The sequence below is a fragment of the Paenibacillus rhizosphaerae genome (assembly GCF_014192015.1).
In the GTDB taxonomy this organism is placed as follows: Bacteria; Bacillota; Bacilli; order Paenibacillales; family Paenibacillaceae; genus Paenibacillus_AQ; species Paenibacillus_AQ rhizosphaerae.
Genome location: NZ_JACHXJ010000005.1, coordinates 270,976 through 297,080 on the forward strand (window position 1 = coordinate 270,976; position 26,105 = coordinate 297,080).

The window sequence follows — 26,105 nt, forward strand, 5'->3', positions numbered from 1 at the left end:
GGTGTTTTCGCTTAAACGAGAGATCCGCCCGATTTCAAATATTTCGCAATGCCTTCCGCAGCCCGGTAAGCGAGGGCGCCAACAGTGCCTGTCGGGTTATAGCCGCTGTTATGCGGGAAGGCGGATGCGCCGACGACAAACACATTTTCGGCATCCCACATTTGGAGATAGTTGTTGACGACCGAAGTCGAAGGGTCCGATCCCATTATCGCGCCGCCGGTGTTGTGCGTGGATTGATACGGCACGATATTGAACGGCCCCAGCTCCTTGGAGGAGCCGATGGACGAAGGCTTCATTTCCTTCATGATGGCCTCGGTTTTGCCTGCCATGAAGGTGATCATCTGCCGGTCCTGCTCCTCAAAGTCGAACGTGATCCGGATCATCGGTTTGCCGTAAGCGTCCTTGTAGGTCGGATCCAGATCGAGATAGTGGTGCCTCCAAGGCATACTCGATCCTTGCGCCGCCACGGTCAAGTAGTTGTTCGCGTATTTCAGCGAGGTCGCTTTAAAGTCTTTGCCCCACGTTGGCGTCCCTTTCGGAACCGAATTGTTCGCGATCGGGCGGAGCCCAGTTTGCGAAATCCGGATGCCGGCACCGTGGATGAAATTCAGATCGCTGTGGTCAAAGTTGTCGCCGTTGAAGTCCGGGATTTCCATGCCAAGCGCGCCGGCTCCGGCAAACAGGTTGAACTGCTTGTCGTCATAAAATCCCGTCGCCGATCCGCCATTCGTTTGGTAAGCGTAGTTTTTGCCCACCACGCCTGTTCCCGTATTCGGATCGTACGGCTTGCCAAGCTTGGACGTCAGCAGCAAGCGAACGTTGTTGAACACGTAGCTTGCCAGAATGACGACATCCGCCGGCTGCTCATATTCCTGACCGGTCAACGGATTGACGTATTTCACCCCGGTGGCCTTTTTCCCGTCATGCAGAATATCCGTTACGTTGGCATACTCACGGAGCTCGAAATGCCCCGATTTCTGTGCGACCGGAAGGACGGTCACGACCGGATCGGCCTTAGCGCCGTATTCGCAGCCGAAGCGCTCGCAATAGCCGCAGTACTGGCAAGGGGCCCGGGTAATGCCATCCGGGTTCGTATATTGCTCGGACAGGTTGGCCGACGGCATCATATACGGATGGTAGCCAAGCTTTTTGGTCGCTTCCTCGAACATTTTGATCATCGGCGTCTTGATCATCGGCTTGGTCGGGAACGGTTTGGAGCGCTTGCCGACCATCGCCGCCTGTTCCTGATCCCCGGAAATGCCCGCGACCTCCTCGAACTTGTAGAAATAGGGCTCCAGCTCGTCGTATGTAATGCCCCAGTCCTGAATGGTCATGCCGTCCGGAATTTTTTTCTTTCCATAGCGCTCGATCGTTTTGCTCCGGATTTCGAAATCGTACGGCAGGAACCGGTATGTTTGTCCGTTCCAGTGGATGCCCGCGCCTCCGAGGCCCTCCCCGAGCAGGAAGGCCCCGTATTGGCGCATCGGCAGGGCCGTCATTTTCGACGTGTTCCGAAAGGTGATCGTTTCCTTGGATAAATCCTGCATCAGCTCATAGCGCTGGGCGTAACGGAGCTCGTCATGGACCATGTAATAATCCTCAGTGGAACGGGGTTTGCCGCGCTCCAGGCCGACGACCTTGATTCCCTGCTTGCTTAATTCGGCGGCGATAATGCCGCCGATCCATCCCATCCCGACGATCAATACGGGGACACTTGGCAATTTCGTAGCCATGGATAACTCTCCTTCTCTGTCAGCATGTAGAAATTAATGTGTGGCCAAATGGTCATGCAGGCTGAGTGGATCCGTTTTGGCAAAAGCGTCCTCACCGACGATTTTGGCATAGGACATCTGGTTGCCCGGATAATTCCGCATCTTCCAGCCCTCCATGTTGACGTTGCCGCCATAGAGCGGGTCCGCATATACGCCTTCGAGCGTCATGTTGCGAAGCAGATCGAAGAAGCTTTTGCCGGTAATGCCGTTAATCACTTCAATGTCACCTTTTTCCAGCGAAGTCAGAATGGCGTCTTTTTCTTCGTCGGCGAGGTCGGTAAATCCCTTTTGGTATTTTTTCTGGCTGGCGTTGTCCATGGCGGTAAGCCCCAGCAGGAAGACTTCGTTGCGGTTAATGCTCTGATAGTCGCCCTGCGTGGCTTCTCCTTTAACAAAAGGTCCCATGCGGTATTCGCGGGCGTTGAAACCCCAGTGACCCGCTAACTGATGGTCAATATAATAAGCGACGCCCAGATCGTTAGCTCCAGGGCCGTTATCATCCTTCGGAAAAATGCGCTCTGTCGCTGCCTGGGTAATTTGCAGCTGGCGCTGGTTGAAGTACATGGTCGCATGGTTATAATCTGCAGCAGGCTGCGTTCCGGTCTGCGGCGATGTCGGCGCGTTCGTGGCCGGTTTCTTTTTGTTGAAGCCGCCGGTAATGGCCCCGCCGATCACGCCCCCGACGACCAGACCGCCGATCGCCGTCCCTGAATATTTCAGGAACTGGCGCCTGGACCCGCTAGGTGGTTGTTCTTTTTGTTGTTCTGCCATGGTTTCATTCCTCCTTGTGGGATATGTTCCCCTTTGCTGGGTATATTATGCACATGCCAAGCCCGGTCTGGAGAGCATAAATATATGAAAAACCGTGTACATGAAAAGCCTATTCCTGGGGCATCGTAGCTGTATAGGCAAATTTGAATAAGTTGAAGGGAGACAACCTCAATGAAAAAATCGATCATTTTCGTGAGCCTGCTGCTTGTTCTTTCCCTGTCCGCCTGCGGCAAGAGCAGCGACAATAACAACAACGAAGGCGCAGCCAATAACAACGCCGGGAATACGGGGACAACGACCGGTCAAACCGGCGGCAACGCAGCAGCCGGTAACGGGGAAGCGATCTTTAAAGCCAACTGCGTCAGCTGCCACGGCAACAACCTCGAAGGCGCTGTAGGACCGAACCTGCAAAAGGTCGGAGCCAAATACTCCGCGGACGAAATCGCCGGGATCGTATCGAACGGCCGCGGCGGCATGCCGGCTTTCAAAGGCCAACTGTCCGATGCTGACATTCAAGGTGTAGCCCAATGGCTGGCCGCCAAAAAATAAGCTCTTCGGTCAAGCCATGCAAAAAGCAGCCTTTCCGTCAGGGGGCTGCTTTTTTACTACGACAGGAAACGGCGCTTCATTCGCAGGTTCGCTGCAAGCCTGCTTGCTTGGCGGCTTGTTTATTTTTCGACAAAATCGGGTAATTTTAGAGAAAATTCAACATCAAGAATTTCGATATGGGGGGTTTCGCATGAAGATGGGAAGAATCCTTTTGGCCTGCCTGCTGCTCGCGTCAATACTGACGGCCTGTGGAAATAACGGGGAGAACGCCGGGAAGGTCAAGCTGGAGTTTTTTCAAAACAAACCGGAGGCCAAAGGCTCCTTTGATAAGCTGGTAGCCAAGTTTAACGCTTCGCATCCCGGAATTCAGGTCACCCAGGTGAATCCGCCGGATGCCGAAACGGTCTTGAAGACAAGGGTTGTCAAAAACGACATTCCCGACGTCATTGGCATGGGTGCGACCGATACGTATTCGATCCTGGCAAAGAGCGATATTTTCGCCGATCTGACCCAGAGCAAGCTGGTCGAAGCCATTGATCCGAACTACATAAAAATGCTTAAGGACGTAACGGGGCTGAGTAAAATTACCGGTATCCCTTACGCGACCAACGCCAACGGCATTATGTACAACAAGGACATCTTCAAGCAGCTGGGGCTGAGCGTTCCGAAAACGTGGGATGAGCTGATTGCGACCGCCCAAAAGGTGAAGGACAGCGGCATCATTCCGTTTTATTTTACATACAAGGACGACTGGCAGACGAATCTGCCGTTTAACGCGCTCGCACCGAACCTGGTCGGCATCGACTTCTTCAAGCAGCGCCGGGAGAACCAAGTTACCTTCCAGGAGAAATTCCGCGAGGTGGCGGAGAAGCAGCTGAAGCTGCTCGATTACGGCCACGGGGACAACTTCGGCAAGACGTATGCGGACGGCAACCGCGCCTTTGCCCGCGGGGAATCAGCCATGTACATCCAGGGCAGCTGGGCCATTCCGGAAATCCGGAAGTCCAATCCGAAAGCGAACATCGGCTTCTTCCCGTTCCCAACCGGAAACGACCCGGACAAGAACAAGCTGATCTCCGGGGTGGACACGCTGCTGACCATCTCCGAGAGCACCCAGCATAAGAAAGAATCGGAGGAATTCATCGCTTTTCTCCTCGAGCCGGACAACATCGGCCAGTACATCCAAGAGCAAACCGCGTTCTCGGCCGTCAAGGGTGTGACGCAGAACGACCCGGCGGTTGCCGAGCTCGAGCCTTATTTCAAGGCGGGCAGAGTCGTCGATTTTGCCGACCACTATATCCCGGCCGCCGTGCAGCTGAACGCGATCGTGCAGGGATTCCTGCAGAACCGGAATATCGACGCCTATCTGAAAACGCTCGATACCGAGTGGGACAAAGTCCAGAGCCGGAAATAACACCATGATCAAAAGAGGAGGATGAAGGGATGTCCAAGCGACTTACGGCGTATTATTGGATGACCGTGCCGGCGGTCGTACTGTTCTTCGTATTTATGACACTGCCCGCCCTGCAGGGCATTTACTATTCGTTCACGAACTGGAACGGGTTCGGCAAGCATTACGACTTTATCGGATTCCGCAACTATGCAAACCTGTTTACGGACAGCAATGTGGGGAACGCCTATCTGTTCACCTTCAAGTTCGCCATCGTCGTCACCATTCTGATCAATGTGCTCAGTCTGCTGATCGCCCTTGGCCTGAATGCGCGGATCAAGGCGCGCAACTTCTTCCGCGGCATTTATTTTCTGCCGAACATTTTGAGCGTGCTGATCGTCGGATATATTTTCAACTACCTGTTCTCCAACGTCTTTACGATTTGGGGGCAAAACCTGGGCATCCATGCGTTCTCAACGAACATTTTAGGTAACGAAAATCTGGCTTGGATCGGGGTTGTGATCGTAGCGGTATGGCAGGGGATTGCGTTCAATACGATCCTGTATCTGGCGGGGCTCCAGACCATCCCGGCTTCGCTGTATGAAGCTTCGAATTTGGACGGGGCCAGCCGCTGGCAGGAATTCTGGAGAATTACCTTTCCGCTCATTTCCCCGTTCTTCACGATCAATATGGTGCTTGCGATGAAAAACTCGCTGATGGTTTTCGATCAGATTGTCGCCTTGACCAATGGCGGGCCCGGCCGGGCGACGCAGTCCATTTCGCATCTGATCTACATCGGCGGGTTCCAGGGCGGCGAGTTTGCTTACCAGTCTGCCAACTCGGTCATTTATTTTATCGTCATTGCGATCATCTCCATCCTGCAGCTTAAGTTTCTTCAAGGAAGGGAGAGCGATATGTAATGAGAACCAAAACGAACTGGGCCGTCATGATCCTGATAGCCCTGGGGACACTGTTGATTCTGTTCCCGCTGTACATGACCTTGACCATTGCGCTGAAAAATCCCGAGGAAATGACGCGGTCGGTCTTCGCCATTCCAACGACTTTCCACTGGGAAAACTTCTCAAACGCGGTGGAGATGACCAACTTCTTCCGCGCTTTCCGCAACAGCGCGCTGGTGACCATCTCGACGGTGGTGCTGACGCTGCTGACCAACTCGCTCGTGGCGTACGCGATCGCCCGGAATATGCACCGGAAGTTCTTCAAAGGGCTGTATTTCTACTTCATCAGCGCTATGTTCATTCCGTTCCCGATCATCATGCTGCCGATCGTCAAGCTGGCATCGGCGCTGCATATGACCAATCTGGTGGGCCTGACGATTCTGCATACGGTCTATGCGCTGGCCTTCAACGTCTTTGTCTACGTCGGCTACATTCGCTCGATCCCGATGGCGCTGGAAGAAGCTGCTACGGTGGACGGGGCGACGACGTGGGGCACGTTCTGGCGGGTCATCTTCCCGCTGATGGCGCCGATCAACGCCACCGTCGGCATCCTGATCTGCCTGTCGACCTACAACGACTTCCTGCTCCCGCTGATCATCATCAGCGACCAGTCGAGCTATACGCTGCCGCTCGTGCAGTACATTTTCCAGGGACAGTTCAACACGGACTACAACCTGGCTTTCGCCTCGTATCTGATGGCGATGCTGCCGATGATCATCATTTACCTGTTCGCACAAAAATGGATCATCAACGGCGTAACGCAGGGTGCCGTCAAATAAGGCGCAAGCATATAAGCCGCTCCCCGGACAAGCGCCGGCGGGGCGGCTTTTGACGTTAGAGACAGAAAGCCAGTGCTGTAAGCGTATGGTCATCGCGGCCGCCGGCTGTCCCACAGCTATTAGCTGCGCTATGTGCGGGTGGCCTTAGTCCTCCTGCCGCACTTCCGCTTTAACCCGAGGGGCCGCTGATTTTCTTCTCCGTTTCAGGTACACGACGAGAACCAGGATGGCAGCAGCCACCAGGATCGCGACGAGCGAATACTGGGAAATCAAATGCAGGAACTGCTCGATCTTCGAGCCGACCAGCCTGCCGATCATGACATAGACGATAACCCAGGCGAGTCCGCCGATGTAGTTATAGACAAAGAAGGTCCGTGCATTGATCCGGAGCACGCCGGACACATATCCGGTAAAATGCCGAAGTCCAGGCACGAAGTAACAGATCAGAATGAGCTTGGTGCCGTACTGCTCAAACCAGCCGGTGATTTTGGCAATCCGGGCCGGGTTCAAGAGGACGTACTTGCCGTATTTTTCAAAAAAGGGCGTTCCCATACGATACCCGATAATATACGTCACCGTTGTGCCGATGATGGCGCCGATATACGAATACAAAATAATTTGCAGCAGGTGAAAACTCCCCAGCGTCGACATATGGCCGGAGATGGCCATGGCCAGCTCTCCCGGGAAGGGGATCGCCAAAGATTCGGCGAACAGACCGGCAAACAGCACCATATACCCGTATTGTTCAAACAGATGGATGATCCACTCCATAGTTTCTCTCCTTACCGGCCCTCGCCGCCTGCGGTCAGATCAGACCTGAGGCCGAAGCCGTCTCATGCTTTCGTCCATCATAAAGGAGTGGCGGGTTATCCAGAAACTGTCTCTGGACCAGGATCAAACTGGACTTTGGTCTTGGAGATTGCAGAAACTTTGCGAAAATCCCTGAAATATCAATTAGAAAAACGTCTATCGACGTACCTTCAAAGAAGACAGACCGCGTTTAACTGAAGTTTTTCTTGCGAAATCCGGAAGCAGAAGCTCCGAATCCTATACTTTCTGCTCTCTAAAAAAAGGGCACTTCCTTTCGGTCGAAAGGAAGTGCCCTTTTTTAATATTTGCTGGTTATTTCTTCGTGCCATGCTGCTTGGTCGGAAGCTTCGCGCTGGCTCCTTTGCTGATGCCGTCCTTGTGTTTGCGGACTTTTTCCTGAGTGTCGTGGAGCTTCTCCACATACTCATGCGTGCTGTCCATGGCTGTTCAACCTCCTTGTGTTTGCAGTCGGCATTCCCTGTTACTATGACCACTCCGGGCGGCCTGCATTCATCTTCCGGGAGGGAGGCTGAAGAATAAAAATACCCAGAAACGTTTGACAAAAACCGGTCAGCTGTTAGAATAATAACTAAGTCAGTTAATTGAGAATGAATATCATTATTATTTAGATCGAAATTGACATATGCTTTTTCATAAGGATTTTCAATGACTGACCAGACTATAGAAAGCGTTGGATCGCCATGAAAAATACTTACCTGTGGACGCTGTGGATCCTGCTTATCGTATTCTCAGCCGCTTCTTTGTTTATCGGGGTAAAGGATATCTCCCCGCTGGATCTGTTTCATCTCACAGCCGAACAGAAGCAGGTGCTCTGGATCAGCCGCCTGCCGCGCCTGATCAGCATTATCATCGCCGGCACGAGCATGAGCATTATCGGCCTGATCATGCAGCAGCTGACGAGAAACAAATTCGTGTCGCCGACGACGGCCGGAACGATGGACTCGGCAAGGTTCGGCATATTGGTAGCCCTGATGGTGTTTGGTAATGCAACGCCGCTGGTGAAAATGCTGGTGGCTTTCGTTTTCGCCCTGCTGGGAACGATGATTTTCATGCGGATCCTGGATAAGGTCAAATACAAGGACGCGATTTTTATTCCGCTTGTCGGACTCATGTTCGGCAATATCGTAAGTTCAGTGACGACGTTTTTTGCCTATAAAAACGATCTGATCCAGAACATGTCCTCCTGGCTGCAGGGCGACTTTTCCATGATCCTCAAGGGCCGCTACGAGATGCTGTACATCAGCATTCCGCTCCTGATCATCGCCTATCTGTTCGCGAACCGCTTTACGATTGCGGGCATGGGGGAGGAGTTCGCGGTGAACCTGGGGCTTAACTATAAAGCCGTCGTTAACATCGGACTGGTCATCGTCGCCGCCATCTCATCGGTCGTGATTTTAACCGTGGGCATGATTCCTTTTCTGGGCCTGGTCGTTCCGAATATCGTCACGATGTATCTGGGGGACCATCTGAAGAAAAGCCTGCTACATACCGCATTGCTGGGAGCCGTGTTCGTGCTGTTCTGCGACATCCTGGGCCGGGTCATCATCTATCCGTATGAAATCTCCATCGGCGTCACCGTCGGAGTGATTGGCAGCGCGATCTTCATCTATTTACTGCTGAGAAGAAGGGCGTACACGACATGAGCAAATCCAACCTGACCAAGCTGATCGTTTTAACCGTTACCGCACTTGTCGTGATCGCTGTCTTTATGGTGATCCAGTCCGGGGGCAATTGGGATTATATCCTTCCGCGCAGGGGCAAAAAAGTGCTGGCCATGGTCCTGACCGGCGGAGCGATCGCCTTCTCGACGGTCGTGTTTCAGACGATTACCAACAACCGCATTTTGACACCGAGCATTATGGGGCTGGATTCCCTGTATATGCTGTTTCAGACCTTCATGGTCTATGTTTTCGGCTCGATCAGCCTGACGATGATGGGCAAAAACGTGAACTTTCTCATTTCCGTCGGCATGATGGCCGTGTTCTCGGTCGTGTTCTACAAGCTCCTGTTCAAAAGGGAAGGGCAGAACATTTACTTTCTGCTTCTGCTCGGTCTGATCTTTGGTACATTATTTCAGAGCCTGTCCTCCTTTATGGAGGTGCTCATCGATCCGAACGAGTTCCAAATCGTCCAGGATAAAATGTTCGCCAGCTTCAACAACGTCAATTCAGACCTGCTGCTGGTGTCGGCGGCCGGGATCGTGCTGGTGACCGTCTATTTCACCCGCTATACCAAGTATCTCGATGTTATTGCTATGGGAAGGGATCATGCCGTTAATCTCGGCGTCGATTACGACCGGGTGGTAAAAAGGCTGCTGATTGTTGTGGCGGTGCTCATATCGATCGCGACGGCTCTCGTCGGGCCGATCACGTTCCTTGGGCTGCTTGTAGCCAACGTGGCCTATCAGCTGATGCGGACCTACCGGCACGTCCTGCTGATTCCGGCTGCAGTGCTGATCAGCATCATCGCCCTTGTCGGCGGGCAGCTGCTGGTGGAGCGGGTGTTTACCTTCTCCACGACGCTGAGCGTCATCATCAACCTGGTCGGCGGCGTGTACTTTATCTATCTTTTGCTAAAGGGGAGTAAATCATCGTGATCGAGGTTAAAGGAGTTTCCAAACAATATGGCGGCAAAACAGTGGTCGACAACGTCTCGGTGAACATCGCCAAAGGAAAAATCACCTCCTTTATCGGTGCCAACGGGGCGGGCAAAAGCACGCTTCTCTCCATGATCAGCCGCCTCATTTCCTGTGACGGCGGTGAAATCCTCATCGAAGGGGAGCGGGTGGACCGCTGCAAGAGCAGCGAACTCGCCAAGAAGATTTCGATTCTGAAGCAGTCCAATCACATTAACGTCCGCCTGACGGTCAAGGAGCTCGTAAGCTTCGGACGATTCCCTTACTCGCAGGGCCGGCTGAAGCCGGAGGACTGGAAATACGTTCAGGAAGCCATCGATTACATGGAGCTTGGCGATCTGCAGGACCAGTTCCTGGACCGGCTCAGCGGAGGGCAGCAGCAGCGGGCGTATATCGCCATGGTCATTGCCCAGAACACCGACTATGTTCTGCTGGATGAACCGCTGAACAACCTGGACATGAAGCACTCGGTGCAGATCATGAAGGTGCTGCGGCGGATGGTGGATGAGCTGGGTAAGACGGTCATTATCGTCATTCATGATATCAATTTTGCCTCCGTCTATTCGGACGACATCGTTGCCTTAAAGAACGGCCGGGTCGTGAAGGAAGGAACGGCGGACGAGATCATCGATACGCCGGTGCTGAAGCAGGTCTACGGGATGGATATCCCCATTGAGAACATTAACAACAACAAAATTTGCGTTTATTTTGCCTAAAGTCTGAGGCCCGGGAGAGGTATGAGTCAGCATGATCCAAAAGCAATATTCTCCCGAAGTTGATCGGGTCAGATAAAGAACTTAGCAACGCCAACCAAGGGAAATTATATGCGTGGACTAGCGACAGCCAGGCGCCGGCGGGTAGTTCATCACATAATTTTATACATTGACGGCTTGAATCAAGCTGAAAACCAAATCAGAACATGGGGTGGATGAAGTTGAAAACAAGAAAGATGATGCTGTTCATCATAACAGCCGTATTGGTTGTCGTGCTGGCGGCCTGCGGTAATAAAAATACGGCAGAACCTGCCAAAGAGGCGTCTGCTGAATCGACCAACACATCGGCGGCTGCCGGTTCCGAGGAGCTGACGATTAAACATAAGCTGGGAGAGACCAAGGTCAAGAAAAATCCGCACAAGGTCGTCGTGTTCGACTTTGGCATTCTGGATACATTGGATAAATTGGGCGTTCAGGTCACCGGGGTTCCGCAGGCGAACATTCCTCCGTACCTGTCCAAATACGCCGACAAGGATGCATACAGCAACGTGGGGAGCCTGAAAGAACCCGATTTTGAAAAAATCAATGCGCTGAGCCCGGATCTGATTATTATCTCCGGCCGCCAATCCGAGGCGTACGAGGAGCTCAGCAAGATCGCGCCGACGGTCTACCTGGGCCTGGATACGGCACGGTACATGGAATCGTTCAAGGAGAACATGAACACCGTCGGCCAGATCTTTGGCAAAGAAGACGAGATCAAAACGGAGCTGGACAATGTCGACAAGACGATCGCGGAAATTCACGATAAAGCCGCCGCTTCGGGCAAAAACGCCCTGATCGTGCTGGCGAACGAAGGCAAGCTGAGCGCTTACGGCGCGGGCTCCCGCTTCGGCCTGATCCACGATGTGCTGGGCTTTACGCCGGTGGATGCGAACATTGAAGCTTCTACGCACGGTCAAAGCGTCACTTCCGAATACGTAGCCGAGAAGAATCCCGACTACCTGTTCGTCGTGGACCGCGGCGCGGCTGTGGCCGGAGAAGGCGGAGAATCCGTGTCCGCCAAGCAGACGGTGGAGAACGATCTGATCAAAAACACGAAGGCCTTCAAAGACGGGCACATCGTATATCTCGATCCGAACTACTGGTACCTCTCCGGCGGCGGACTGCTGTCCGTGCAGGAAATGGTCAAGGAAGTCGGAGCAAGCATTCAATAGTTTGGCAAAAAGTACGAGGCCGTTCAGGCGCGTACGACCAGAAGCTGTCGCGGAGGTCCGTAAGGACGCCGCGGCAGCCTTTTTGCGTTGGGCGGGGTGAGTCGCCTGAAGGGAGCAGTGGGGGAGGTGGGGATGGGTAAACCGGGGGAGGCGGATGAATGCGGGAGCCCGAAGCTGGTATGTAAAGGCACATGATAAGACAGCCGCACGCGGGGGTCGGTATGCTAGCCCTAATGCCCCTGGCTCCGGCCTGTCGCCCTGCGGCTCGCCTGCCGCTCCCGGCCAACCCTTTGCACTTACTGCATCCTCAGTCCCCTTATCGCCGCATTTCCGCCAGCATCAGGAAGTAGGAGACCAGATAAGCGCAAGAAGTGGCGCCAAACAGCGCAAATATGCCCGGGGTCATCGCGAGGTACAAACTAATGGGCAGGGACCAAAGGAAAGCGATCAACAAAAGTGTTCTACGGCGAAACCAAGCGGACACGATCGCTAGGGCGGCAGGCACGCACAGCGTAAAGAAGGTGATTTGAAGGGGGCGGGTCTCGAGACTGGATGAATACGGATTAAAAAAAACCAGCATCATCCAAAGCAGGATGGCGGCTGTACCGGCAGTCGTTGCGAGCAGAGCCGACGGGCGTTTGAGTTGACATATCACCGTTGAAACACCTCTTTCGTCAATGGAATGAATCGGGGTGACCGACCGCCCCCGCCGCCAGAACCGGAGTGACCTCCAATTCAGAAAAAGGCGACTGGTGGACCGTAAAGAAGAAACGGGAACGCCCCGTAATGGACAGCTCTTGGGCCTCATGATCCCCTTGTACGGACATCCCGGTAATCTTCGGGTCAAACACTTTTCCGGCCAGAATGTTCACGTCCTGTCCTTTAGAAGTCCGAACGGTAAAACCTCCTGTCATATAAGGGGTATCCTCTCCTTCAAAATTCAGATAGGGAGAAGATCGGTACCACTGATACCCGCTAGGTCCTTCATTCACCCCACCCACACCGAAGGCGCCGTCTTTTTCGTAAAAAATGAGCTCCTCCCCGTCGACCGTGATGGTCGTGAGTACGTTGGACAGCTCGACCTGCTCTTCATGAAGTCCATATTCTACGGCTTGTTCAGCACTGCGAAACGATGGAGTGCCGGAAGACGCCGACGACGCATGGCTGCATCCTATCAACAGGCAGATGACGTATAACATCACCGGTACCATGACCAGTCTGGTATGAATTTTGCTCAAGATTGTACCTCCTTCTCATATCCCAAACCCGAAGGTCTTTTTCTCTAAAAACGTTTAGGCGTGGTAAAAGTTGGCTTATCAGCTTCATATCAATAGTACGCCATTTCGCCACCGGATTTCCTCCCTATTGTGCGGCAAATCGGGAATATGCTTAAATAACAGAAAGGGTTACAAACGGTCACCGAGATGCACGGCTGAAGAAAGGAGGGAGGATGGTGGCCCAGCTGGATTTTGATCCTAGTGGATATATGGTCAGCTACCAGGAGGAGCACATTCCGCTGCTTGCCAAAGAATATGCGCTGCTGCAATTTTTATACAGTCACCGCGGTCAGGCTTTCAGCCGGGAGCAGCTGCTGGACCGGGTATGGCCGATGGAATATCCGGTGGAGCGGACGGTGGACGACCATATTTACCGTCTGCGCAAGAAGCTGCGTCCCTGGAGTGCCCGCATCTTTCTGAACACGGTGCGCGGCTATGGCTACAGCCTGACGGTCAAAGAGCCGGATCTCCGCAATCCTTCGATGCAGGATACCGAGCTGCAGGCCCAAATGCGGCAGCTGATGAACAAATACCTTATGTACGGCCAATGCAAGTCGATGATTACGCTGGCGAGCCAGCAGGATCTGCTCGGCTTTGAGCTCCCGCCATCCCACCTGATTTTTATCCGGTACGCGCAGGCGGATATCAACTGGTTTTTAACGGATAATGAATTCCCGCCGTCGAGCAAGCTGTATTATTTGCTGCATTTTTATTTGTACTTTTACCATGAACCGGGAAAATGCCTGGATTACTTCGAGCGAACCATGGCCGCTAATATTGGTCCGGAAGATCATCAGCGGGAGCTGAGGATTTTAAATATCATCGGACTGTACACCGACAACGGCCGGGTCGAAGAAGATCTGTCCAGGATTAGGGCGGCATACGAAGCCGTTCGCGAAGCGGGGGGAGATTTGGAATTTTTCAACGTCCATATCAAAATGGCAGAGATGTACGTCCACCTGGGTGCAGACAACCTGCCCGAAGCCGAACGCTGCGCTGGCGAAGTCGAACGGATGCTGGAAGAAACCCCGTATTTACGGGAAATCTGCTTTTACCACGGTCTTAAAGGGCGAATGCTGCTCCGGCAGGGAAAACGCGCCGAGGCCGCGGCTGCCTTGAACTACGGGATCGAGGTCGGAGAGATGACGCACAACGTGCCGCTGATCGTCGGATCGATCCGGGAGACGCTGGTCTTTCTGGAGCAAAAAGTGCAGGATCCCCAGCTTCACCGCCAATTTTCCGCGAAGTACGCCGAATATAACCGGAATTTTCAACTGGAAGCCTATAAAGCGCCGATTGAAGAAAAAATCGAAAGCATTCTGGATGCGGTCTGATGTTCCTCTGATATTCCTTCGTTACAGTGAGAGTACGCCACATTCTGACTTAACGGAGGAATTTATCATGTCTCAATCCCTGAATACTGAGCCGCGGCCGTCCGCACAATCGGTGTGGACCAACCGCATCTATGCCAAAATGTTTACGGCTTACGCCATCTCCTCGTTCGGCGAATGGTTCGACGCCTTTGCGATCCAGGTCCTGGTCGCCTACCGCTGGCAGGCCGATCCCTTAATGATTGCGCTGATCCCGGTCATGATGGCCCTGCCGGGCATCCTTCTCGGATCGCTCGCGGGGGTGGTCGCCGACCGCTGGAAAAAGGTCAACCTGATGCTGATCGCCGATGCGGCCGAGACTGTTCTGACGGTCCTGCTGCTGTTTGCTCCCGGCATGTACTGGCTGCTGCCGATTCTGGCTCTGCGTGCCGCCATGGGCGTATTCCGCGTCCCGTCGCATCAGGCGCTGACACGCCAGGTGGTCCACGAGGATCAGCTGCTGAAGGCGACTTCCTACAACGGTCTGGTCAACCAGTTCTCCAAAATCGCCGGTCCGCTGCTGGGCGCAGTCGTCCTGACCGTACTGTCCCCGCAGCTCTGCATTCTGGTGAATGCCGTAACGCGGCTGATCTCGTGCCTGCTGCTGTTTACGCTGCGCCGTATCGAGGCCAATCACACGGTTCCTCGGGCGGATTCGCGTCCGGATGGGGATTCCGGTCCGGAGCACGGGCCGGGTTTCATCGAACAATGGAGGCAGGGCTGGGCGGTGCTGCTGCAGCGCCGGATTCTGCTCACTACGATGATCGTGAATATGACCATCATCCTGGTTATTCTAATGATCGATTTCCAGTTTCCCACGCTCTACAGAGAGATCGCGCCGGGTAACGAATCTCTTCTGGGGTGGATGGTCTCCTCTACCGGCGTGGGTGCCGTAGCCACGATCATGATATTGAACCGCCGGAATCGGATCGGTTACGGCATAGGGATCGGGGGCGGCATTGTCCTGGTAGGCGCGGCGATCGGGGCGATGGGGCTGCTGAGACCCGGTTCTCCGGAGATCTGGAGCATCGTGCTCGGCCTTGTCATCGGGATCGGCAACGGGCTGTTCATGGTGACGAACAATTACGCGCTGCAAAAGGAAACGCCTGAAGGTATGACCGGACGGATTTTCGGCATTCAGAACATGATGTCCAGTACGATTATGATCATAGCTCCATTAGCCGGCGGTCTGCTGATCAAGGGATTTGGCGTGGGAGAGGTGTTCTGCATCATGGGTCTGCTTCTTCTTGCCTTTGGTATCATCTGTCTTCTCCTGCAGAGGATTCTTTGGCCGACAGACGGCAAGAAACGCGCTCATGAAGAACCTCTGCGGCAGGTATCCGGATAGACGGCAGCGTTGATCCTGTGCAGGCTTGATAGCTCACGGACATGAGCGCTCTTTCTGCGAGCTCAACCAGAAGCGGCTCGGCAGCCAGACAAACAAAGCCTTAACCAATACAGCCCTGAGCAGGTTCGACCGGTTCAGGGCTGTTTGTCCTTGCTGAAGTTCGTCCCCGTTTATTCTGGCAGCACGCTGAATAAGAGCTTGTATCCCGCACTTTGGTCGGGGACGGCATCGACCAAAGTCCAGGGAAAAGTCTGGACCCTGGATAGAATTCCCGGAACCTCCTTCTCTGTACAATAAGACGTAATCAAAGCCAAAACGTTCGGATGGAGGAGATTATGAATGGAAATGGTCACTGTAAGGAGCGTGGGCGCCCGGCCGGCGTTCCGTTGGTTTGAAGGGGAAAAGTGGCTGGTCCTGACTGCTGTCTTGGGATTTCTGCTGTCGGCCTTCTGCGGGATCTGGACCCTTGTGAACGGGGCGGAGGTAGCTCCCGGCGGCAATGTTCAAAGCGCGTTTTCCTTTAACGCCGCGATCGGGATGTTTTTGCTGACAACGGCACTGATGATCCCATATTCAGGTTTGGGGCCAAGAGGCAGAGCCTTTTACCGCTATCCCTACATTGCGCTTGCACTGTATTCCTATTTTGCCGAAACGGTGCAAAACTTCCGGGGGGTCAATCCCCGGTTTGTCAAAGACGGATCCGCCTTTGATTCGGCAGTGGGCAACATTTTTGCGTCCGTCGCGCTGCTGCTCGTCGTTTTTTATCTGTTCCTGGCCGCGCAGTTTTTCCGTCGCAAAGTATACGCGGCTCATCCCGAGCTGGTGACGGGCATCCGTTATGCCATGGTGGCCGTAATGCTGTCTTTTGCGGCGGGGATCTGGATTTCGGTTAACCAAGGCCGTATCGTGGGGGGCCATGGCAACATTATCTGGCTGCATGGCCTGGGATTCCACGCGCTTCAGGCTGTCCCGCTCGTCGCCTGGCTGAGTACCCGGACATCTCTCTCCATTTGGGTTCGTCTCCGGATGATTCACCTGACGGGCATTTGCTACGTGCTTGGCTTGGTCTTTATCGGATGGCAGACGATGCTGGGTCATCCAATACTTGAATGGTCAACGCTCACGGTCGCTGCCGGCTTCTGCTTCCTGCTCTCCTTGGCTGCCGGTGCTTTGATGCTGCGCAACGCGGACGGATTGTTGAGAAAAAGGCAATGAGCCAAAGTGTCCCCAGCAGCCAGAGCAGAACCTTTTAGGAGTACAGCGCCGCGAGTTTCTCGGCGGTCCGGCCCCATGTGAAATACTGAAGTACCATGCTGCGTCCGCTGCCTCCGAGGCTGCGCCGCAGCTCTTTGCTTTGCCCCAGTGTTACGAGATACTCCGCAAAGCCTTCCGGACGCCAGTAGTCATCCACCAGGTAACCGTTGACCCCGTGCTTAATAATCTCGGGAATGCCGCCGATCTGCGAAGCGATAACCGGAAGTCCGGATGCCATCGCCTCGACGTTAACGAGACCGAAGGCTTCGTGCCGCTGGGAGGGACAGACAAAGCAGTCGGCCATGCGGTAGATGCTGTGGATTTCGCTGTGATTTTTGTTGCCGGTCCAGGTGACCGATACCTTCAGCCTGGCAGCCTCGGCTTTCAGCTTCCGGATATATCCCTCCTTGCTGCGGCCTGCAATGACTAGATGCAGAGGGACCTGCTTCCCTGCGATTTGAGCGGCTTTCAGCAGAACGGGCACGCCTTTTCTCGGTATGATCCGTCCAGTGAACAGCACGGTGAAGACATCCCCGATTCCATACCGGCTGCGCGCCTGCGCCCGTTCAAAATCGGTTGGCGGGCGAAACCGGTCGGTGTCGACGCCAAGCTCGATCGTACGTATTTTGTGCGCTTGCGAGGGAAACCGCACGGACAGCTTCTGTTTCAGCGAAGCGCTGTTGGCGACGATCCACCAGGCATGCTTCAGGCTAGCGGCAACGAGCCGTGTCGAAGGCACGAAAGTGAGCGAATGGAGAAACAGGGTTACCTTGGCCTGGGGAAAAGCCCGCCGAATAGCGGCCATATAATGGGGACGGTTATCCACCTGGACGACGTCGTAAGTTTTCCCTTGAATGAATCGAAGCACCGAAGCGAGGTAGACTTTGGAGCTGCCGGAACGGACCCTGACAATGTGAACCCCCTCATCCGTGCTCTCCATAGGCAATCCCGCGGAGGCTCTGCTTAAGACGGTTACCGCATGCTTCTTGGCAAGCTGCCTGGCGACGGATAATATGCAGATTTCCACCGAGCCGCTGCCGGGAACAGGGAGCCGTTCGGGGGCTACGATCAGTATGTTCAAGCCGTTTTCCTCCCTTACAGCAAAGATGCTTATCCCCGCACCTGCTGCTTCAATTGTTCCATTCTATTATTTATGCGTGCCCCCATAAGGGAGTACAGGATTCCAGCCCAGAAACGGAACCTATTGTTCCGCCTGCGGGATGAATGTCCTGTCCAGTCCGCCGTGCCGTGCATAGAATACACAGGTTTTGCTAGCGCGCTACAATCAATTTTGAAGACAGGACAGGAGAGATCGGTGGATGGGGGAGAAGAACCGCACGGCAGTCGTCAGCAAGTGGATTAAAACGAAAGTGCTGCTTGGCAGCAAGGAAGTCCGGCCGTTCATGCTGGATACCCGCAAAATCAGCAAATCCGACCTGAAGGAAATGCTGAAGTCGTACCGTATGGTCTATGTCAAACCGGAAAACGGAACCCACGGCAAAGGGGTTATTCGCGCCGAACAGCTGGAGAACGGAGATTATACGTATCAGGTGGAGACGGTAAAAAAGACCTTCAGCAGCTATGACCCGTTCTATCAATCGCTGCAGAAGCTGACCGGGAAGAGAAGCTATCTGATTCAAAAAGGGATTCACCTCGTAAAGTACCATAAGCGTCGTTTCGATATCCGGGTGATGGTGCAGCGGCGTCCTGGAGGAGATTGGGAGGCGACCGGCTTGATCGGAAGAGTCGCCCGTGAAGGCAAGATCGTGACCAATTACCACAGCGGGGGCACGCCGATGGACGTCAAAACGCTGCTCGGGGCCCATTTGAATGAGATAGAGACGGCTAGAGTCATCCAATCCCTGAACAAGCTCGGGGTGACGACCGCAAAGCACTTACACAAAAAGTACCCCGGTTTCCGGCAGATCGGCCTGGACATCGGCTTTGACCGGACGTGGACTCCGTGGATCATTGAAGTGAACACGATGCCCGATCCGTACATTTTTAACCAGCTGAAGGACAAATCCATATTCCGAAGAGTGATGAACTTCAGACGGGCTTGGAAGTAAGAGCGTATCTACCCGAAGCCGTTAATAAGCAGTTTATGCGGGGAAGGGCCCGGCTGAAGCGCCGGCCTTCTTTTTTTGTTCGATCAGACCAGGTCGAAAAATCAGCCTTCGCGTCCTCAGCCGGAGAGGTGTATAATCATAAAAATTATTCCTATGGAGGGCTGCTGGAGTAACACGGCATCCGTGCAGGACGAAGGAGATGAAGGAGATGGGACTGCTCTTTGTCCTGCGATGAAACCCGCGGTCAAGGCTGCTTTGACCGTTTTAGGGCGTTTGCCCGACCTCCCGTTCAAAACCGACGATCCAATCGCCCTGGACCGCGGCATAACCCTCGTCTCCTTCGGTAACCAGGCCGTACAGATGCTTCACATCCAAATATTCCTTCCGCTCCCCGTTATCCAATTCCAGGGTGATGTAGTAGTACGTTCTGGAGGAGCCGCTGGAATTGACAAAGCCGCTGCCGTTATCATGATGGCTGCCGCTGTGATGGCGGATGTCCATCCGTTTGGAAATAACACGGGCGTACATGGACGACCGGGGCGTACGGGCATTTTTGAAATAACGGGCACCATTCATAATGAAGCTGGCAACTATGATAATGAACACGATGCCGAAAATAAAGGGGAAAATTCTAAACATAAAATCGAAGAAGTCAAAGCCTCCTCCGCCAAAGGGCGGTGGCCCGGGAGTCATCATAACGTGTCAATCTCCTTTCATTGTGCCGGTTTGGAGTGCATTCAACCGGACATTGTGTAGAACGCGTAAAATGAAGGAAAGTTGTCGCATGTCGGCAAAAAATACGGCGATTGTAGGATTCATGGTCCGCTTCCATCCTTATATCTGCTATGCTAGTATTTGGAAAATAGGATCATAGGAGGAGCTGCGATGTCAGAATCGAACCATGAACCGATCATCTCCATCCAAGGACTCGAAATGAACTATGGGGGAAAGCAGGTTCTGAAGGGCATCAACCTGGATGTGTATGAAGGGCAAATCATCGGATATATCGGCCCGAACGGCGCTGGAAAAAGTACGACGGTCAAAATCATGCTGGGCCTTGTCAAAGGCTACAGCGGCCGGGTTCGTATCTTCGGCAAGGATATTTCGAACGGAGAGGTAGAGTATAAAGCCAGGATCGGCTATGTTCCGGAGGTCGCCGAGATGTACGATAGCCTGACCCCCCAGGAATATCTGACGTTCGTTGGTGAGCTGTACGGTCTTGAGCGGCGGCTTGCCGATCACAAGGCGCAACGGCTGATGGAGCAGTTTGGCTTGGAAGAGGTGTACTTTAACCGGATCTCCTCTTTAAGCAAAGGCATGCGCCAGAAAGTGCTGCTGATCTCAAGCCTCCTGCATAATCCGGACATTCTTTTTTTGGATGAGCCGCTGAGCGGACTGGATGCAAACAGCGTTATGGTGGTTAAGGAGATGCTGGCGAACCTTGCAGCCGAAGGCAAAACGATCTTTTATTCGTCGCATATTATGGAGGTTGTGGAGAAGATCAGCAGCCGGATCATTTTGCTGAATGAGGGGAACGTTGTCGCCGACGGCAGCTTCGAGCAGCTTCAAGAACAGCTGCATGAAGGAACACTGGAAGAGATTTTTACAGAGCTGACCGGTTATCATGAACATAAAGATACGGCGGCCCGAATCGTGTCCATTGTGAAAGAGGTACAGCGATGAGTGATTTCAAAACGCTGATCCTGCTGGACCGCTGCAAAGGTCTGTTCGAAAAAGCAGGGATGGATTATGTGCAGATGCGCCGAATACTGCAGGTCAAACTCACAATGGATGGCCGCCGGGCCTCGACACTCATCGGCAAAACCTCCCGCTCTGCCGACCCGGAAGAGCTGTCCAACCAGTTTATGAAGTCGCTGTGGATTTATGCCGTCATGGGGGTGGTTATGATCCCGCTAGTGGTCATGGGCCACAACCTTATTTTTCAGATGAGCTTCGTATTCGGTATCTTGATGTTTATGATTATGACGTCGCTGATTTCCGACTTTTCCTCTGTGCTGTTGGATGTTCGGGACCATACCATTTTGGGCTCCAAACCGGTGAACGTTAAGACGATCAATATGGCCAAGGCCATTCATATCATGATTTATTTGTTTTTTATTACAGGCTCGCTTACGGCCGCACCGCTCGCTGGCGCCCTGTTCCGTTATGGTATCTTGTTCTTTTTGGTATTTGTGCTGGAAATCTGCCTGATGGATCTGCTGATCGTCGCGATAACAGCATTATTGTACTGGCTCGTCCTCCGCTTCTTCGACGGAGAAAAGCTGAAGGACATCATTAATTATGTGCAAATCAGCCTGACGATGGTGATGGCGGTGGGTTACCAGCTCCTCGCCAGAGTGTTCAATTTGGTGGATTTGCAGATTGGATATGAAGCCCATTGGTGGCATGTATTTCTGTTCCCGGTCTGGTTTGCGGCTCCGTTTGAAATGTTGTTCGGTGGACATAGGGGAGAGGCGATCATCGTTTTCAGCCTATTGTCGGTCTTTCTGCCGCTCCTGGCTGTATGGATTTATGTACGGACGATCCCTTCGTTTGAAGCCAATTTGCGGAAACTGTCCAACCAGACTGCCCGGAAGAAGGGGAGGGGTGGCCAGTGGCCGGATGTTCTGGGGCGCTGGATCTGCAGAAGCCGGGAAGAGCAGGTGTTTTTCCGCTTTGCACTGGGCATGATCAGGAAGGAGCGGGATTATAAATTGAAGGTATACCCTTCGCTGGGACTCTCACTCATCGTTCCGTTTATTTTCATGTTTAATACCTTTCATTCGGGCAGCAGCTGGGAGGACATTCGTTCCGGTAACTCTTATTTACTTCTCTATTTCTGTGGCCTGGTGGTACCCAGCGCCGTCATGATGCTGCAGTACACCAGCTCGCCGAAAGGGGCGTGGATTTTCGATACCGTACCGCTGCGTGATCATGTGCCTGTCTATAAAGGCACGCTTAAAGCATGCATTGTCCAGCTTATTCTGCCGATCTTCGTCGTGGAGAGCATCGTCTTTACCTTGATTTTCGGCGTCAGGATTTTGCCGGATCTGCTGGTCATACTCGTCATGACCCTGCTCTATACCGTAATCAGCTTCCGGCTGATGGGTTTGGAAATGCCGTTTACCGAACCCGCACAGGCAGGAACGCAATCTGGAAAAGCCGGCCTGATGCTCCTTCTATTTTTGATATTGGGGGCCATGGCGGGGCTTCATCTAGCATTCCGTTTCTCGACTTCCGGTGTCTATGTGCTGCTGGCCGTGGCATTCATCGCCAATATTACTGTATGGAAGTTGGCTTTCCGTAACCTTTAAAAGCTCCGCTCCAACCGGCTTAGGAAATAGCCTTCCGTCCCGGCTCCCTTCGTCCCAACTGGAATAAGCTGGGGTGAAGGGGGTGAGACGCATGGCGAAATCTAAGCATTACTCGGCAGCCAAGAAGTATATGAACCGCCGGGTAAAGATCAAGACGAAGTACGGAAGCACGTTCTACGGTAAAATCGTCAAGGTCAGCGGTACCAAGGTATACCTGAGAGTTTCCTCGGTCTCGAGCAGTCCGGGAAAGGCGCATATCTCGTTTTTTCCTTTTATCCTGCCGCTCGTTCTGTTCGATCTGCTGGTGATTGTACTGGCGGACGGCCGTCATCGCCCGGTTCCGTATTATCCGCATGAACCGTATCCCGGCCCCGGCCCATATCGTCGTCTATAGACCGCCTTGTTCCTGCGGCTAACAACCGCTTACACCAGGCGGATTTCGACAAAAGGGCTGTTAAAAGGTATTTGTTTGTCGTAATTTCATACAAAAAATGAAGCCGCACGCATGCCGCAGTAAAGCGCTCTACATCCGGCAGCTGCGGGTTTCACGCTTTGGAAGGCCCCCGAAAGGGGGCTTTTTTATGTTTCCGGCACTTGGCACTATTTCTCACTTTGATTCTGTCCCTCAGAAGTAGTACATTAATAATTGAAATCATAAGGAGGTTTCCGAATTAATGTTCTATGAAGACAATGAGAATTTGAGCATCATGACCTACACCTTGAATAGCGGCATTAAAGGAACTGTACCTTTATCCAATAAGCAGATTCAGGAATGGATCGAGTGCTATCGCACGGATGCGAAATTCATCACAGCGATCGGTAAGGAGTTTTTCGGCCTGAATCCGGAGCTGGTCGCCGATTTTAAAGTGCATAATCGGTTCTCCAATTACGCTGAACTGATCAAGCCCGTGGTTTCTTCTTCGGAGCCCGACAACACGGATCAGCTCTCGAAGGCGTATGAAGAAAATCGGGTGTACTTCAAGGTCGATTGCAAATGCGGTACGACTTACACGACCTTTTCCCAATACTACACGACCAAATGGTATTGTTCCAAGTGCAAGGAAATCGTATTTTTGGACAAGAAGAAGGGCAGAGTGCCGACCGATAAGGGCGATGCCTGGTACATGACCAATAAATACTATGTGGCACGGGACTAGCATGATTTCACGAACGAACCTGAAGCAGGCAACATATATAGAGGAACCGAAGAATTGGACGGCTGCGCCGAAAGGTGCGGGCGTCTTTTTTGTACTTGAAGGGCTCATTTTTTAATATTTTGTGACTAATTTCACAAAATCAACGATTTGGGCTGTGTATTGTGACATAAATCACAATATTCGGAATCAAAGTCTGCCATGATACAGGAAGAAACGATGAAGCCAAGTTATCGGAACCTGTTAGGCGGGTTTTAAGAATAACGACAGGAAAGAGGGAAGAGACGATGGATGTAGTTATGCTGTCACGTATCCAGTTTGCCGCGACGACGATTTTTCACTTTTTCTTCGTGCCGCTGTCCATTGGGCTGGTGTTCACGATTGCGATCATGGAAACAATGTATGTCGTCAAGGGCAAAGAAGAGTACAAACGAATGGCTAAATTTTGGGGGAAGCTGTTCCTGATCAACTTCGCCGTCGGCGTGGTGACGGGGATCTTGCAGGAGTTCCAGTTCGGCATGAACTGGTCGGCTTACTCCCGCTTTGTGGGTGATGTGTTCGGGGCGCCGCTGGCGATCGAAGCGCTGCTTGCGTTTTTCCTCGAATCGACGTTTATCGGCCTGTGGATTTTCGGATGGGAACGCCTGTCCAAAAAGGTCCACATGATCTGCATCTGGCTGGTCGCGTTCGGCACGGTGATGTCGGCGTTCTGGATTTTGGCGGCCAATTCCTTTATGCAGCGTCCGGTCGGTTATACGATCCATAACGGCCGCGCGGAGATGAACGACTTCCTTGCTTTGATTACGAACGGCCAGCTGCTGCTGGAGTTCCCGCACACGATTCTGGCGGCTTTTATGACCGGGGCCTTTCTGGTCACCGGGGTCAGCGCCTATAAGCTGCTGAAGAAGCAGGATACCGCCTTTTTCAAAAAATCTTTTGCCATCGCGGTGATCATCGGGCTTGTATCCTCGATTGGCGTGGCACTGGTGGGCCACCAGCAGGCGCAATACTTGGTGAAGACCCAGCCGATGAAAATGGCTGCGACCGAAGCGCTCTGGGAAACGAGCAGCGATCCCGCGCCGTGGACGGTTACGGCGTTTATCGATACGAAAAATCAGACCAACACCGGGGAATTCCAGATTCCCTACCTGCTCAGCTTTTTGTCTTACAGCAAGTTTTCCGGCGAAGTGACGGGGATGAAGGAGCTGCAGTCCCAGTATGAGCAGCAGTACGGCCCCGGGGATTACATTCCTCCGGTGCGCACGACCTTCTGGAGCTTCCGCATCATGGTGGCCAGCGGCTCCCTGCTGATTGTGCTCAGCTTGTACGGCGTCTATCTTGCGGCACGCAAAAAGCTCGACAACCGCAACACCTGGTTTATGCGCCTGATGCTGTTTGCTATTTCACTGCCGTTTATCGCCAATACGTCGGGCTGGATCATGACGGAGATTGGACGCCAGCCTTGGACCGTATTCGGGCTGATGACCACCGCCGACGGGGTGTCGCCGAGCGTCACGGCCGGCCAGGTACTGTTCTCCATCATTGCTTTTACGGCCATATACGCCATTCTGGCGGTGGTCATGGTGTATCTGTTCGTCCGCGTCATCAAGAAAGGGCCGTACGCCGACAACGCCACTCAAAAATCGTATGAGTCGGCCGATCCATTTGATAAGGAGGGAGTTCCGCATGCTGTCTCTCAATGAGCTGTGGTTTGTCCTTGTAGCTGTCCTGTTTATCGGGTTTTTCTTTCTGGAGGGTTTTGACTTCGGGGTGGGGATGTCTACGGGCATCCTGGCCAAAAACGATACCGAGCGCCGGGTGCTGATCAATTCGATCGGCCCCTTCTGGGATGCCAACGAGGTGTGGCTGCTGACGGCCGGCGGCGCGATGTTCGCCGCGTTCCCGAACTGGTACGCAACGCTGTTCAGCGGTTTTTACACGCCGCTGGTGCTCCTGCTGCTCGCCCTGATCGGGCGCGGGGTGGCTTTTGAATTCCGCGGCAAAGTGCAGACCGCTGCTTGGAAAAAAACATGGGATGTCGTCATCTTCACCGGCAGTCTGCTGCCGCCGCTGCTGCTCGGCGTCGTCTTCGCCGACCTGATCCGGGGGCTGCCGATCGATCAGGCGATGGAGATGAAAGCCGGTTTCTTCGGCGACATCGTTAACCTGTATTCCGTGGTCGGCGGGCTCACCATGGTGGTGCTCTGCCTCGTGCACGGACTGATGTTCACGACGCTCCGGGTCACGGGTGACCTGCAGGCGCGGGCCCGCCGTTTGGCGGAGATGCTGCTCGCACCGCTGGCGGTACTGATCGCCGCATTCGGAGCGATGACCTATTTCGAAACGGACATTTTTGAGGGCCGTGCGTTCCTGCTGACCGTCATGGGCGTGGTGATCGCTGCCGCTTACGTGCTGGCCGCCGTCTTCATCGCCAAGCGCCGTGACGGCTGGGCATTCGGCATGACGGGCGCCGTTATCGCGCTGACGATTGCCTTCTTCTTTACCGGATTGTTCCCGAACGTCATGATCAGCTCGATCGATCAGGCGTTCAACCTGACGCTGACCAACGCCGCATCGGGCCCGTATTCCCTGAAAGTTATGACGATCGTGGCTTTATCCCTGCTGCCGTTCGTGCTTGGCTATCAGATCTGGAGTTATTTCGTCTTTCATAAACGGGTTCACGAGCAGAGCCATCTGGAGTACTGA

26 protein-coding genes are annotated in these 26,105 nt (G+C 53.4%); 18 read left to right on the top strand and 8 right to left on the bottom strand.

The features are described from left to right. Nucleotides 1-11: 11 nt before the first annotated feature. Nucleotides 12-1,733 (bottom strand): GMC family oxidoreductase, encoded by a 1,722-nt coding sequence (locus tag FHS19_RS26675; RefSeq protein WP_183584824.1) that lies wholly within the window; start codon nucleotides 1,731-1,733, stop codon nucleotides 12-14. A 33-nt stretch (nucleotides 1,734-1,766) separates the two neighbouring features. Further along, nucleotides 1,767-2,543, bottom strand: a complete 777-nt coding sequence (locus FHS19_RS26680) for a gluconate 2-dehydrogenase subunit 3 family protein (protein WP_183584826.1) — start codon at nucleotides 2,541-2,543, stop codon at nucleotides 1,767-1,769. Between the two features lie 171 nt (nucleotides 2,544-2,714). On the opposite strand from FHS19_RS26680, the gene cccB reads away from it, so the two are divergent. From cccB to FHS19_RS26700, 4 genes are all read left to right on the top strand, one after another. Continuing rightward, nucleotides 2,715-3,092 (top strand): cytochrome c551, encoded by a 378-nt coding sequence (gene cccB / locus FHS19_RS26685; RefSeq protein ID WP_183584828.1) that lies wholly within the window; start codon nucleotides 2,715-2,717, stop codon nucleotides 3,090-3,092. Between the two features lie 190 nt (nucleotides 3,093-3,282). Beyond that, nucleotides 3,283-4,506, top strand: a complete 1,224-nt coding sequence (locus FHS19_RS26690; protein ID WP_183584830.1) for an ABC transporter substrate-binding protein — start codon at nucleotides 3,283-3,285, stop codon at nucleotides 4,504-4,506. A gap of 29 nt (nucleotides 4,507-4,535) precedes the next feature. Next, nucleotides 4,536-5,402, top strand: coding sequence for a carbohydrate ABC transporter permease (locus FHS19_RS26695; protein WP_183584832.1), 867 nt, complete (start codon nucleotides 4,536-4,538; stop codon nucleotides 5,400-5,402). Then, nucleotides 5,402-6,220 (top strand): carbohydrate ABC transporter permease, encoded by an 819-nt coding sequence (locus FHS19_RS26700; protein WP_183584834.1) that lies wholly within the window; start codon nucleotides 5,402-5,404, stop codon nucleotides 6,218-6,220. Before FHS19_RS26695 ends, FHS19_RS26700 begins: the two co-directional genes overlap by 1 nt. A 144-nt stretch (nucleotides 6,221-6,364) precedes the next feature. Here FHS19_RS26700 and FHS19_RS26705 read toward each other — a convergent pair whose 3' ends face one another. Further along, nucleotides 6,365-6,991: a DedA family protein gene (locus FHS19_RS26705; protein WP_183584836.1), complete on the bottom strand. Its 627-nt coding sequence runs from the start codon at nucleotides 6,989-6,991 to the stop codon at nucleotides 6,365-6,367. A 351-nt stretch (nucleotides 6,992-7,342) separates the two neighbouring features. Then, the gene (locus FHS19_RS26710; RefSeq protein ID WP_183584838.1) at nucleotides 7,343-7,471 is read right to left on the bottom strand and encodes a DUF4023 family protein; all 129 of its coding nucleotides are present in this window, start codon (nucleotides 7,469-7,471) and stop codon (nucleotides 7,343-7,345) included. Nucleotides 7,472-7,731: 260 nt separating this feature from the next. Between FHS19_RS26710 and FHS19_RS26715 the strand changes: the two genes are divergently transcribed. From FHS19_RS26715 to FHS19_RS26730, 4 genes are all read left to right on the top strand, one after another. Further along, complete coding sequence (locus FHS19_RS26715; RefSeq protein WP_183584840.1) at nucleotides 7,732-8,694, top strand: ABC transporter permease; 963 nt, start codon at nucleotides 7,732-7,734, stop codon at nucleotides 8,692-8,694. Continuing rightward, the gene (locus FHS19_RS26720; protein WP_183584842.1) at nucleotides 8,691-9,647 is read left to right on the top strand and encodes an iron chelate uptake ABC transporter family permease subunit; all 957 of its coding nucleotides are present in this window, start codon (nucleotides 8,691-8,693) and stop codon (nucleotides 9,645-9,647) included. The genes FHS19_RS26715 and FHS19_RS26720 overlap by 4 nt, the downstream gene beginning before the upstream one ends. After that, complete coding sequence (locus tag FHS19_RS26725) at nucleotides 9,644-10,402, top strand: iron ABC transporter ATP-binding protein (RefSeq protein ID WP_183584844.1); 759 nt, start codon at nucleotides 9,644-9,646, stop codon at nucleotides 10,400-10,402. The genes FHS19_RS26720 and FHS19_RS26725 overlap by 4 nt, the downstream gene beginning before the upstream one ends. 233 nt (nucleotides 10,403-10,635) lie before the next feature. Then, nucleotides 10,636-11,613: a siderophore ABC transporter substrate-binding protein gene (locus tag FHS19_RS26730; protein ID WP_183585268.1), complete on the top strand. Its 978-nt coding sequence runs from the start codon at nucleotides 10,636-10,638 to the stop codon at nucleotides 11,611-11,613. A gap of 316 nt (nucleotides 11,614-11,929) precedes the next feature. On the opposite strand, the gene FHS19_RS26735 is transcribed toward FHS19_RS26730, so the two are convergent. Together FHS19_RS26735 and FHS19_RS26740 are read right to left on the bottom strand one after the other, a co-directional pair. Beyond that, a complete protein-coding gene (locus tag FHS19_RS26735; protein WP_183584846.1) occupies nucleotides 11,930-12,268 on the bottom strand; it encodes a hypothetical protein in 339 nt (112 codons plus the stop codon). A gap of 19 nt (nucleotides 12,269-12,287) precedes the next feature. Next, complete coding sequence (locus tag FHS19_RS26740; RefSeq protein WP_183584847.1) at nucleotides 12,288-12,851, bottom strand: hypothetical protein; 564 nt, start codon at nucleotides 12,849-12,851, stop codon at nucleotides 12,288-12,290. Nucleotides 12,852-13,063: 212 nt separating this feature from the next. Between FHS19_RS26740 and FHS19_RS35385 the strand changes: the two genes are divergently transcribed. From FHS19_RS35385 to FHS19_RS26755, 3 genes are all read left to right on the top strand, one after another. Continuing rightward, on the top strand, nucleotides 13,064-14,224 hold the full coding sequence (locus FHS19_RS35385) for a winged helix-turn-helix domain-containing protein (RefSeq protein ID WP_183584849.1): 1,161 nt from the start codon (nucleotides 13,064-13,066) through the stop codon (nucleotides 14,222-14,224). A 67-nt stretch (nucleotides 14,225-14,291) separates the two neighbouring features. Next, the gene (locus FHS19_RS26750) at nucleotides 14,292-15,608 is read left to right on the top strand and encodes an MFS transporter (RefSeq protein ID WP_183584851.1); all 1,317 of its coding nucleotides are present in this window, start codon (nucleotides 14,292-14,294) and stop codon (nucleotides 15,606-15,608) included. Nucleotides 15,609-15,947: 339 nt separating this feature from the next. Then, a complete protein-coding gene (locus FHS19_RS26755; protein WP_246426839.1) occupies nucleotides 15,948-16,823 on the top strand; it encodes a hypothetical protein in 876 nt (291 codons plus the stop codon). Nucleotides 16,824-16,857: 34 nt separating this feature from the next. On the opposite strand, the gene FHS19_RS26760 is transcribed toward FHS19_RS26755, so the two are convergent. Continuing rightward, on the bottom strand, nucleotides 16,858-17,943 hold the full coding sequence (locus FHS19_RS26760; RefSeq protein WP_183584853.1) for a glycosyltransferase family 4 protein: 1,086 nt from the start codon (nucleotides 17,941-17,943) through the stop codon (nucleotides 16,858-16,860). Between the two features lie 238 nt (nucleotides 17,944-18,181). On the opposite strand from FHS19_RS26760, the gene FHS19_RS26765 reads away from it, so the two are divergent. Continuing rightward, nucleotides 18,182-18,931 carry a YheC/YheD family protein gene (locus FHS19_RS26765; RefSeq protein WP_183584855.1) on the top strand — a complete coding sequence of 250 codons (750 nt, stop codon included), beginning with the start codon at nucleotides 18,182-18,184 and terminating at the stop codon, nucleotides 18,929-18,931. 264 nt (nucleotides 18,932-19,195) lie between these two features. Here the strand turns inward: FHS19_RS26765 and FHS19_RS26770 are convergent, their stop codons facing one another. Beyond that, the gene (locus FHS19_RS26770; RefSeq protein ID WP_376771984.1) at nucleotides 19,196-19,624 is read right to left on the bottom strand and encodes a DUF2500 domain-containing protein; all 429 of its coding nucleotides are present in this window, start codon (nucleotides 19,622-19,624) and stop codon (nucleotides 19,196-19,198) included. 192 nt (nucleotides 19,625-19,816) lie between these two features. On the opposite strand from FHS19_RS26770, the gene FHS19_RS26775 reads away from it, so the two are divergent. The 6 genes from FHS19_RS26775 (at nucleotide 19,817) to cydB (ending at nucleotide 26,105) form a co-directional block, all read left to right on the top strand. After that, entirely contained in the window at nucleotides 19,817-20,614 is a 798-nt protein-coding gene (locus FHS19_RS26775) for an ABC transporter ATP-binding protein (protein WP_183584857.1), read from the top strand. Further along, on the top strand, nucleotides 20,611-22,245 hold the full coding sequence (locus tag FHS19_RS26780; RefSeq protein ID WP_183584859.1) for a hypothetical protein: 1,635 nt from the start codon (nucleotides 20,611-20,613) through the stop codon (nucleotides 22,243-22,245). Before FHS19_RS26775 ends, FHS19_RS26780 begins: the two co-directional genes overlap by 4 nt. A 91-nt stretch (nucleotides 22,246-22,336) precedes the next feature. Further along, complete coding sequence (locus tag FHS19_RS26785) at nucleotides 22,337-22,639, top strand: hypothetical protein (protein WP_183584861.1); 303 nt, start codon at nucleotides 22,337-22,339, stop codon at nucleotides 22,637-22,639. Nucleotides 22,640-22,919: 280 nt separating this feature from the next. Continuing rightward, nucleotides 22,920-23,402: a hypothetical protein gene (locus FHS19_RS26790; protein WP_116233394.1), complete on the top strand. Its 483-nt coding sequence runs from the start codon at nucleotides 22,920-22,922 to the stop codon at nucleotides 23,400-23,402. Between the two features lie 284 nt (nucleotides 23,403-23,686). After that, complete coding sequence (locus tag FHS19_RS26795) at nucleotides 23,687-25,102, top strand: cytochrome ubiquinol oxidase subunit I (RefSeq protein ID WP_183584863.1); 1,416 nt, start codon at nucleotides 23,687-23,689, stop codon at nucleotides 25,100-25,102. Then, on the top strand, nucleotides 25,086-26,105 hold the full coding sequence (gene cydB, locus FHS19_RS26800; protein WP_183584865.1) for a cytochrome d ubiquinol oxidase subunit II: 1,020 nt from the start codon (nucleotides 25,086-25,088) through the stop codon (nucleotides 26,103-26,105). The genes FHS19_RS26795 and cydB overlap by 17 nt, the downstream gene beginning before the upstream one ends.

Coding starts and splice junctions, on each gene's coding strand:
- FHS19_RS26710 (WP_183584838.1), bottom strand. CDS start 7,471: ATGGACAGCACGCATGAGTATGTGGAGAAGCTCCACGACACTCAGGAA.
- FHS19_RS26705 (WP_183584836.1), bottom strand. CDS start 6,991: ATGGAGTGGATCATCCATCTGTTTGAACAATACGGGTATATGGTGCTG.
- FHS19_RS26690 (WP_183584830.1), top strand. CDS start 3,283: ATGAAGATGGGAAGAATCCTTTTGGCCTGCCTGCTGCTCGCGTCAATA.
- FHS19_RS26770 (WP_376771984.1), bottom strand. CDS start 19,624: ATGACTCCCGGGCCACCGCCCTTTGGCGGAGGAGGCTTTGACTTCTTC.
- FHS19_RS26695 (WP_183584832.1), top strand. CDS start 4,536: ATGTCCAAGCGACTTACGGCGTATTATTGGATGACCGTGCCGGCGGTC.
- FHS19_RS26780 (WP_183584859.1), top strand. CDS start 20,611: ATGAGTGATTTCAAAACGCTGATCCTGCTGGACCGCTGCAAAGGTCTG.
- FHS19_RS26675 (WP_183584824.1), bottom strand. CDS start 1,733: ATGGCTACGAAATTGCCAAGTGTCCCCGTATTGATCGTCGGGATGGGA.
- FHS19_RS26785 (WP_183584861.1), top strand. CDS start 22,337: ATGGCGAAATCTAAGCATTACTCGGCAGCCAAGAAGTATATGAACCGC.
- FHS19_RS26700 (WP_183584834.1), top strand. CDS start 5,402: ATGAGAACCAAAACGAACTGGGCCGTCATGATCCTGATAGCCCTGGGG.
- FHS19_RS26765 (WP_183584855.1), top strand. CDS start 18,182: ATGGGGGAGAAGAACCGCACGGCAGTCGTCAGCAAGTGGATTAAAACG.
- cydB (WP_183584865.1), top strand. CDS start 25,086: ATGCTGTCTCTCAATGAGCTGTGGTTTGTCCTTGTAGCTGTCCTGTTT.
- cccB (WP_183584828.1), top strand. CDS start 2,715: ATGAAAAAATCGATCATTTTCGTGAGCCTGCTGCTTGTTCTTTCCCTG.
- FHS19_RS26730 (WP_183585268.1), top strand. CDS start 10,636: ATGATGCTGTTCATCATAACAGCCGTATTGGTTGTCGTGCTGGCGGCC.
- FHS19_RS26795 (WP_183584863.1), top strand. CDS start 23,687: ATGGATGTAGTTATGCTGTCACGTATCCAGTTTGCCGCGACGACGATT.
- FHS19_RS35385 (WP_183584849.1), top strand. CDS start 13,064: ATGGTGGCCCAGCTGGATTTTGATCCTAGTGGATATATGGTCAGCTAC.
- FHS19_RS26790 (WP_116233394.1), top strand. CDS start 22,920: ATGTTCTATGAAGACAATGAGAATTTGAGCATCATGACCTACACCTTG.
- FHS19_RS26775 (WP_183584857.1), top strand. CDS start 19,817: ATGTCAGAATCGAACCATGAACCGATCATCTCCATCCAAGGACTCGAA.
- FHS19_RS26715 (WP_183584840.1), top strand. CDS start 7,732: ATGAAAAATACTTACCTGTGGACGCTGTGGATCCTGCTTATCGTATTC.
- FHS19_RS26750 (WP_183584851.1), top strand. CDS start 14,292: ATGTCTCAATCCCTGAATACTGAGCCGCGGCCGTCCGCACAATCGGTG.
- FHS19_RS26755 (WP_246426839.1), top strand. CDS start 15,948: ATGGAAATGGTCACTGTAAGGAGCGTGGGCGCCCGGCCGGCGTTCCGT.
- FHS19_RS26720 (WP_183584842.1), top strand. CDS start 8,691: ATGAGCAAATCCAACCTGACCAAGCTGATCGTTTTAACCGTTACCGCA.
- FHS19_RS26680 (WP_183584826.1), bottom strand. CDS start 2,543: ATGGCAGAACAACAAAAAGAACAACCACCTAGCGGGTCCAGGCGCCAG.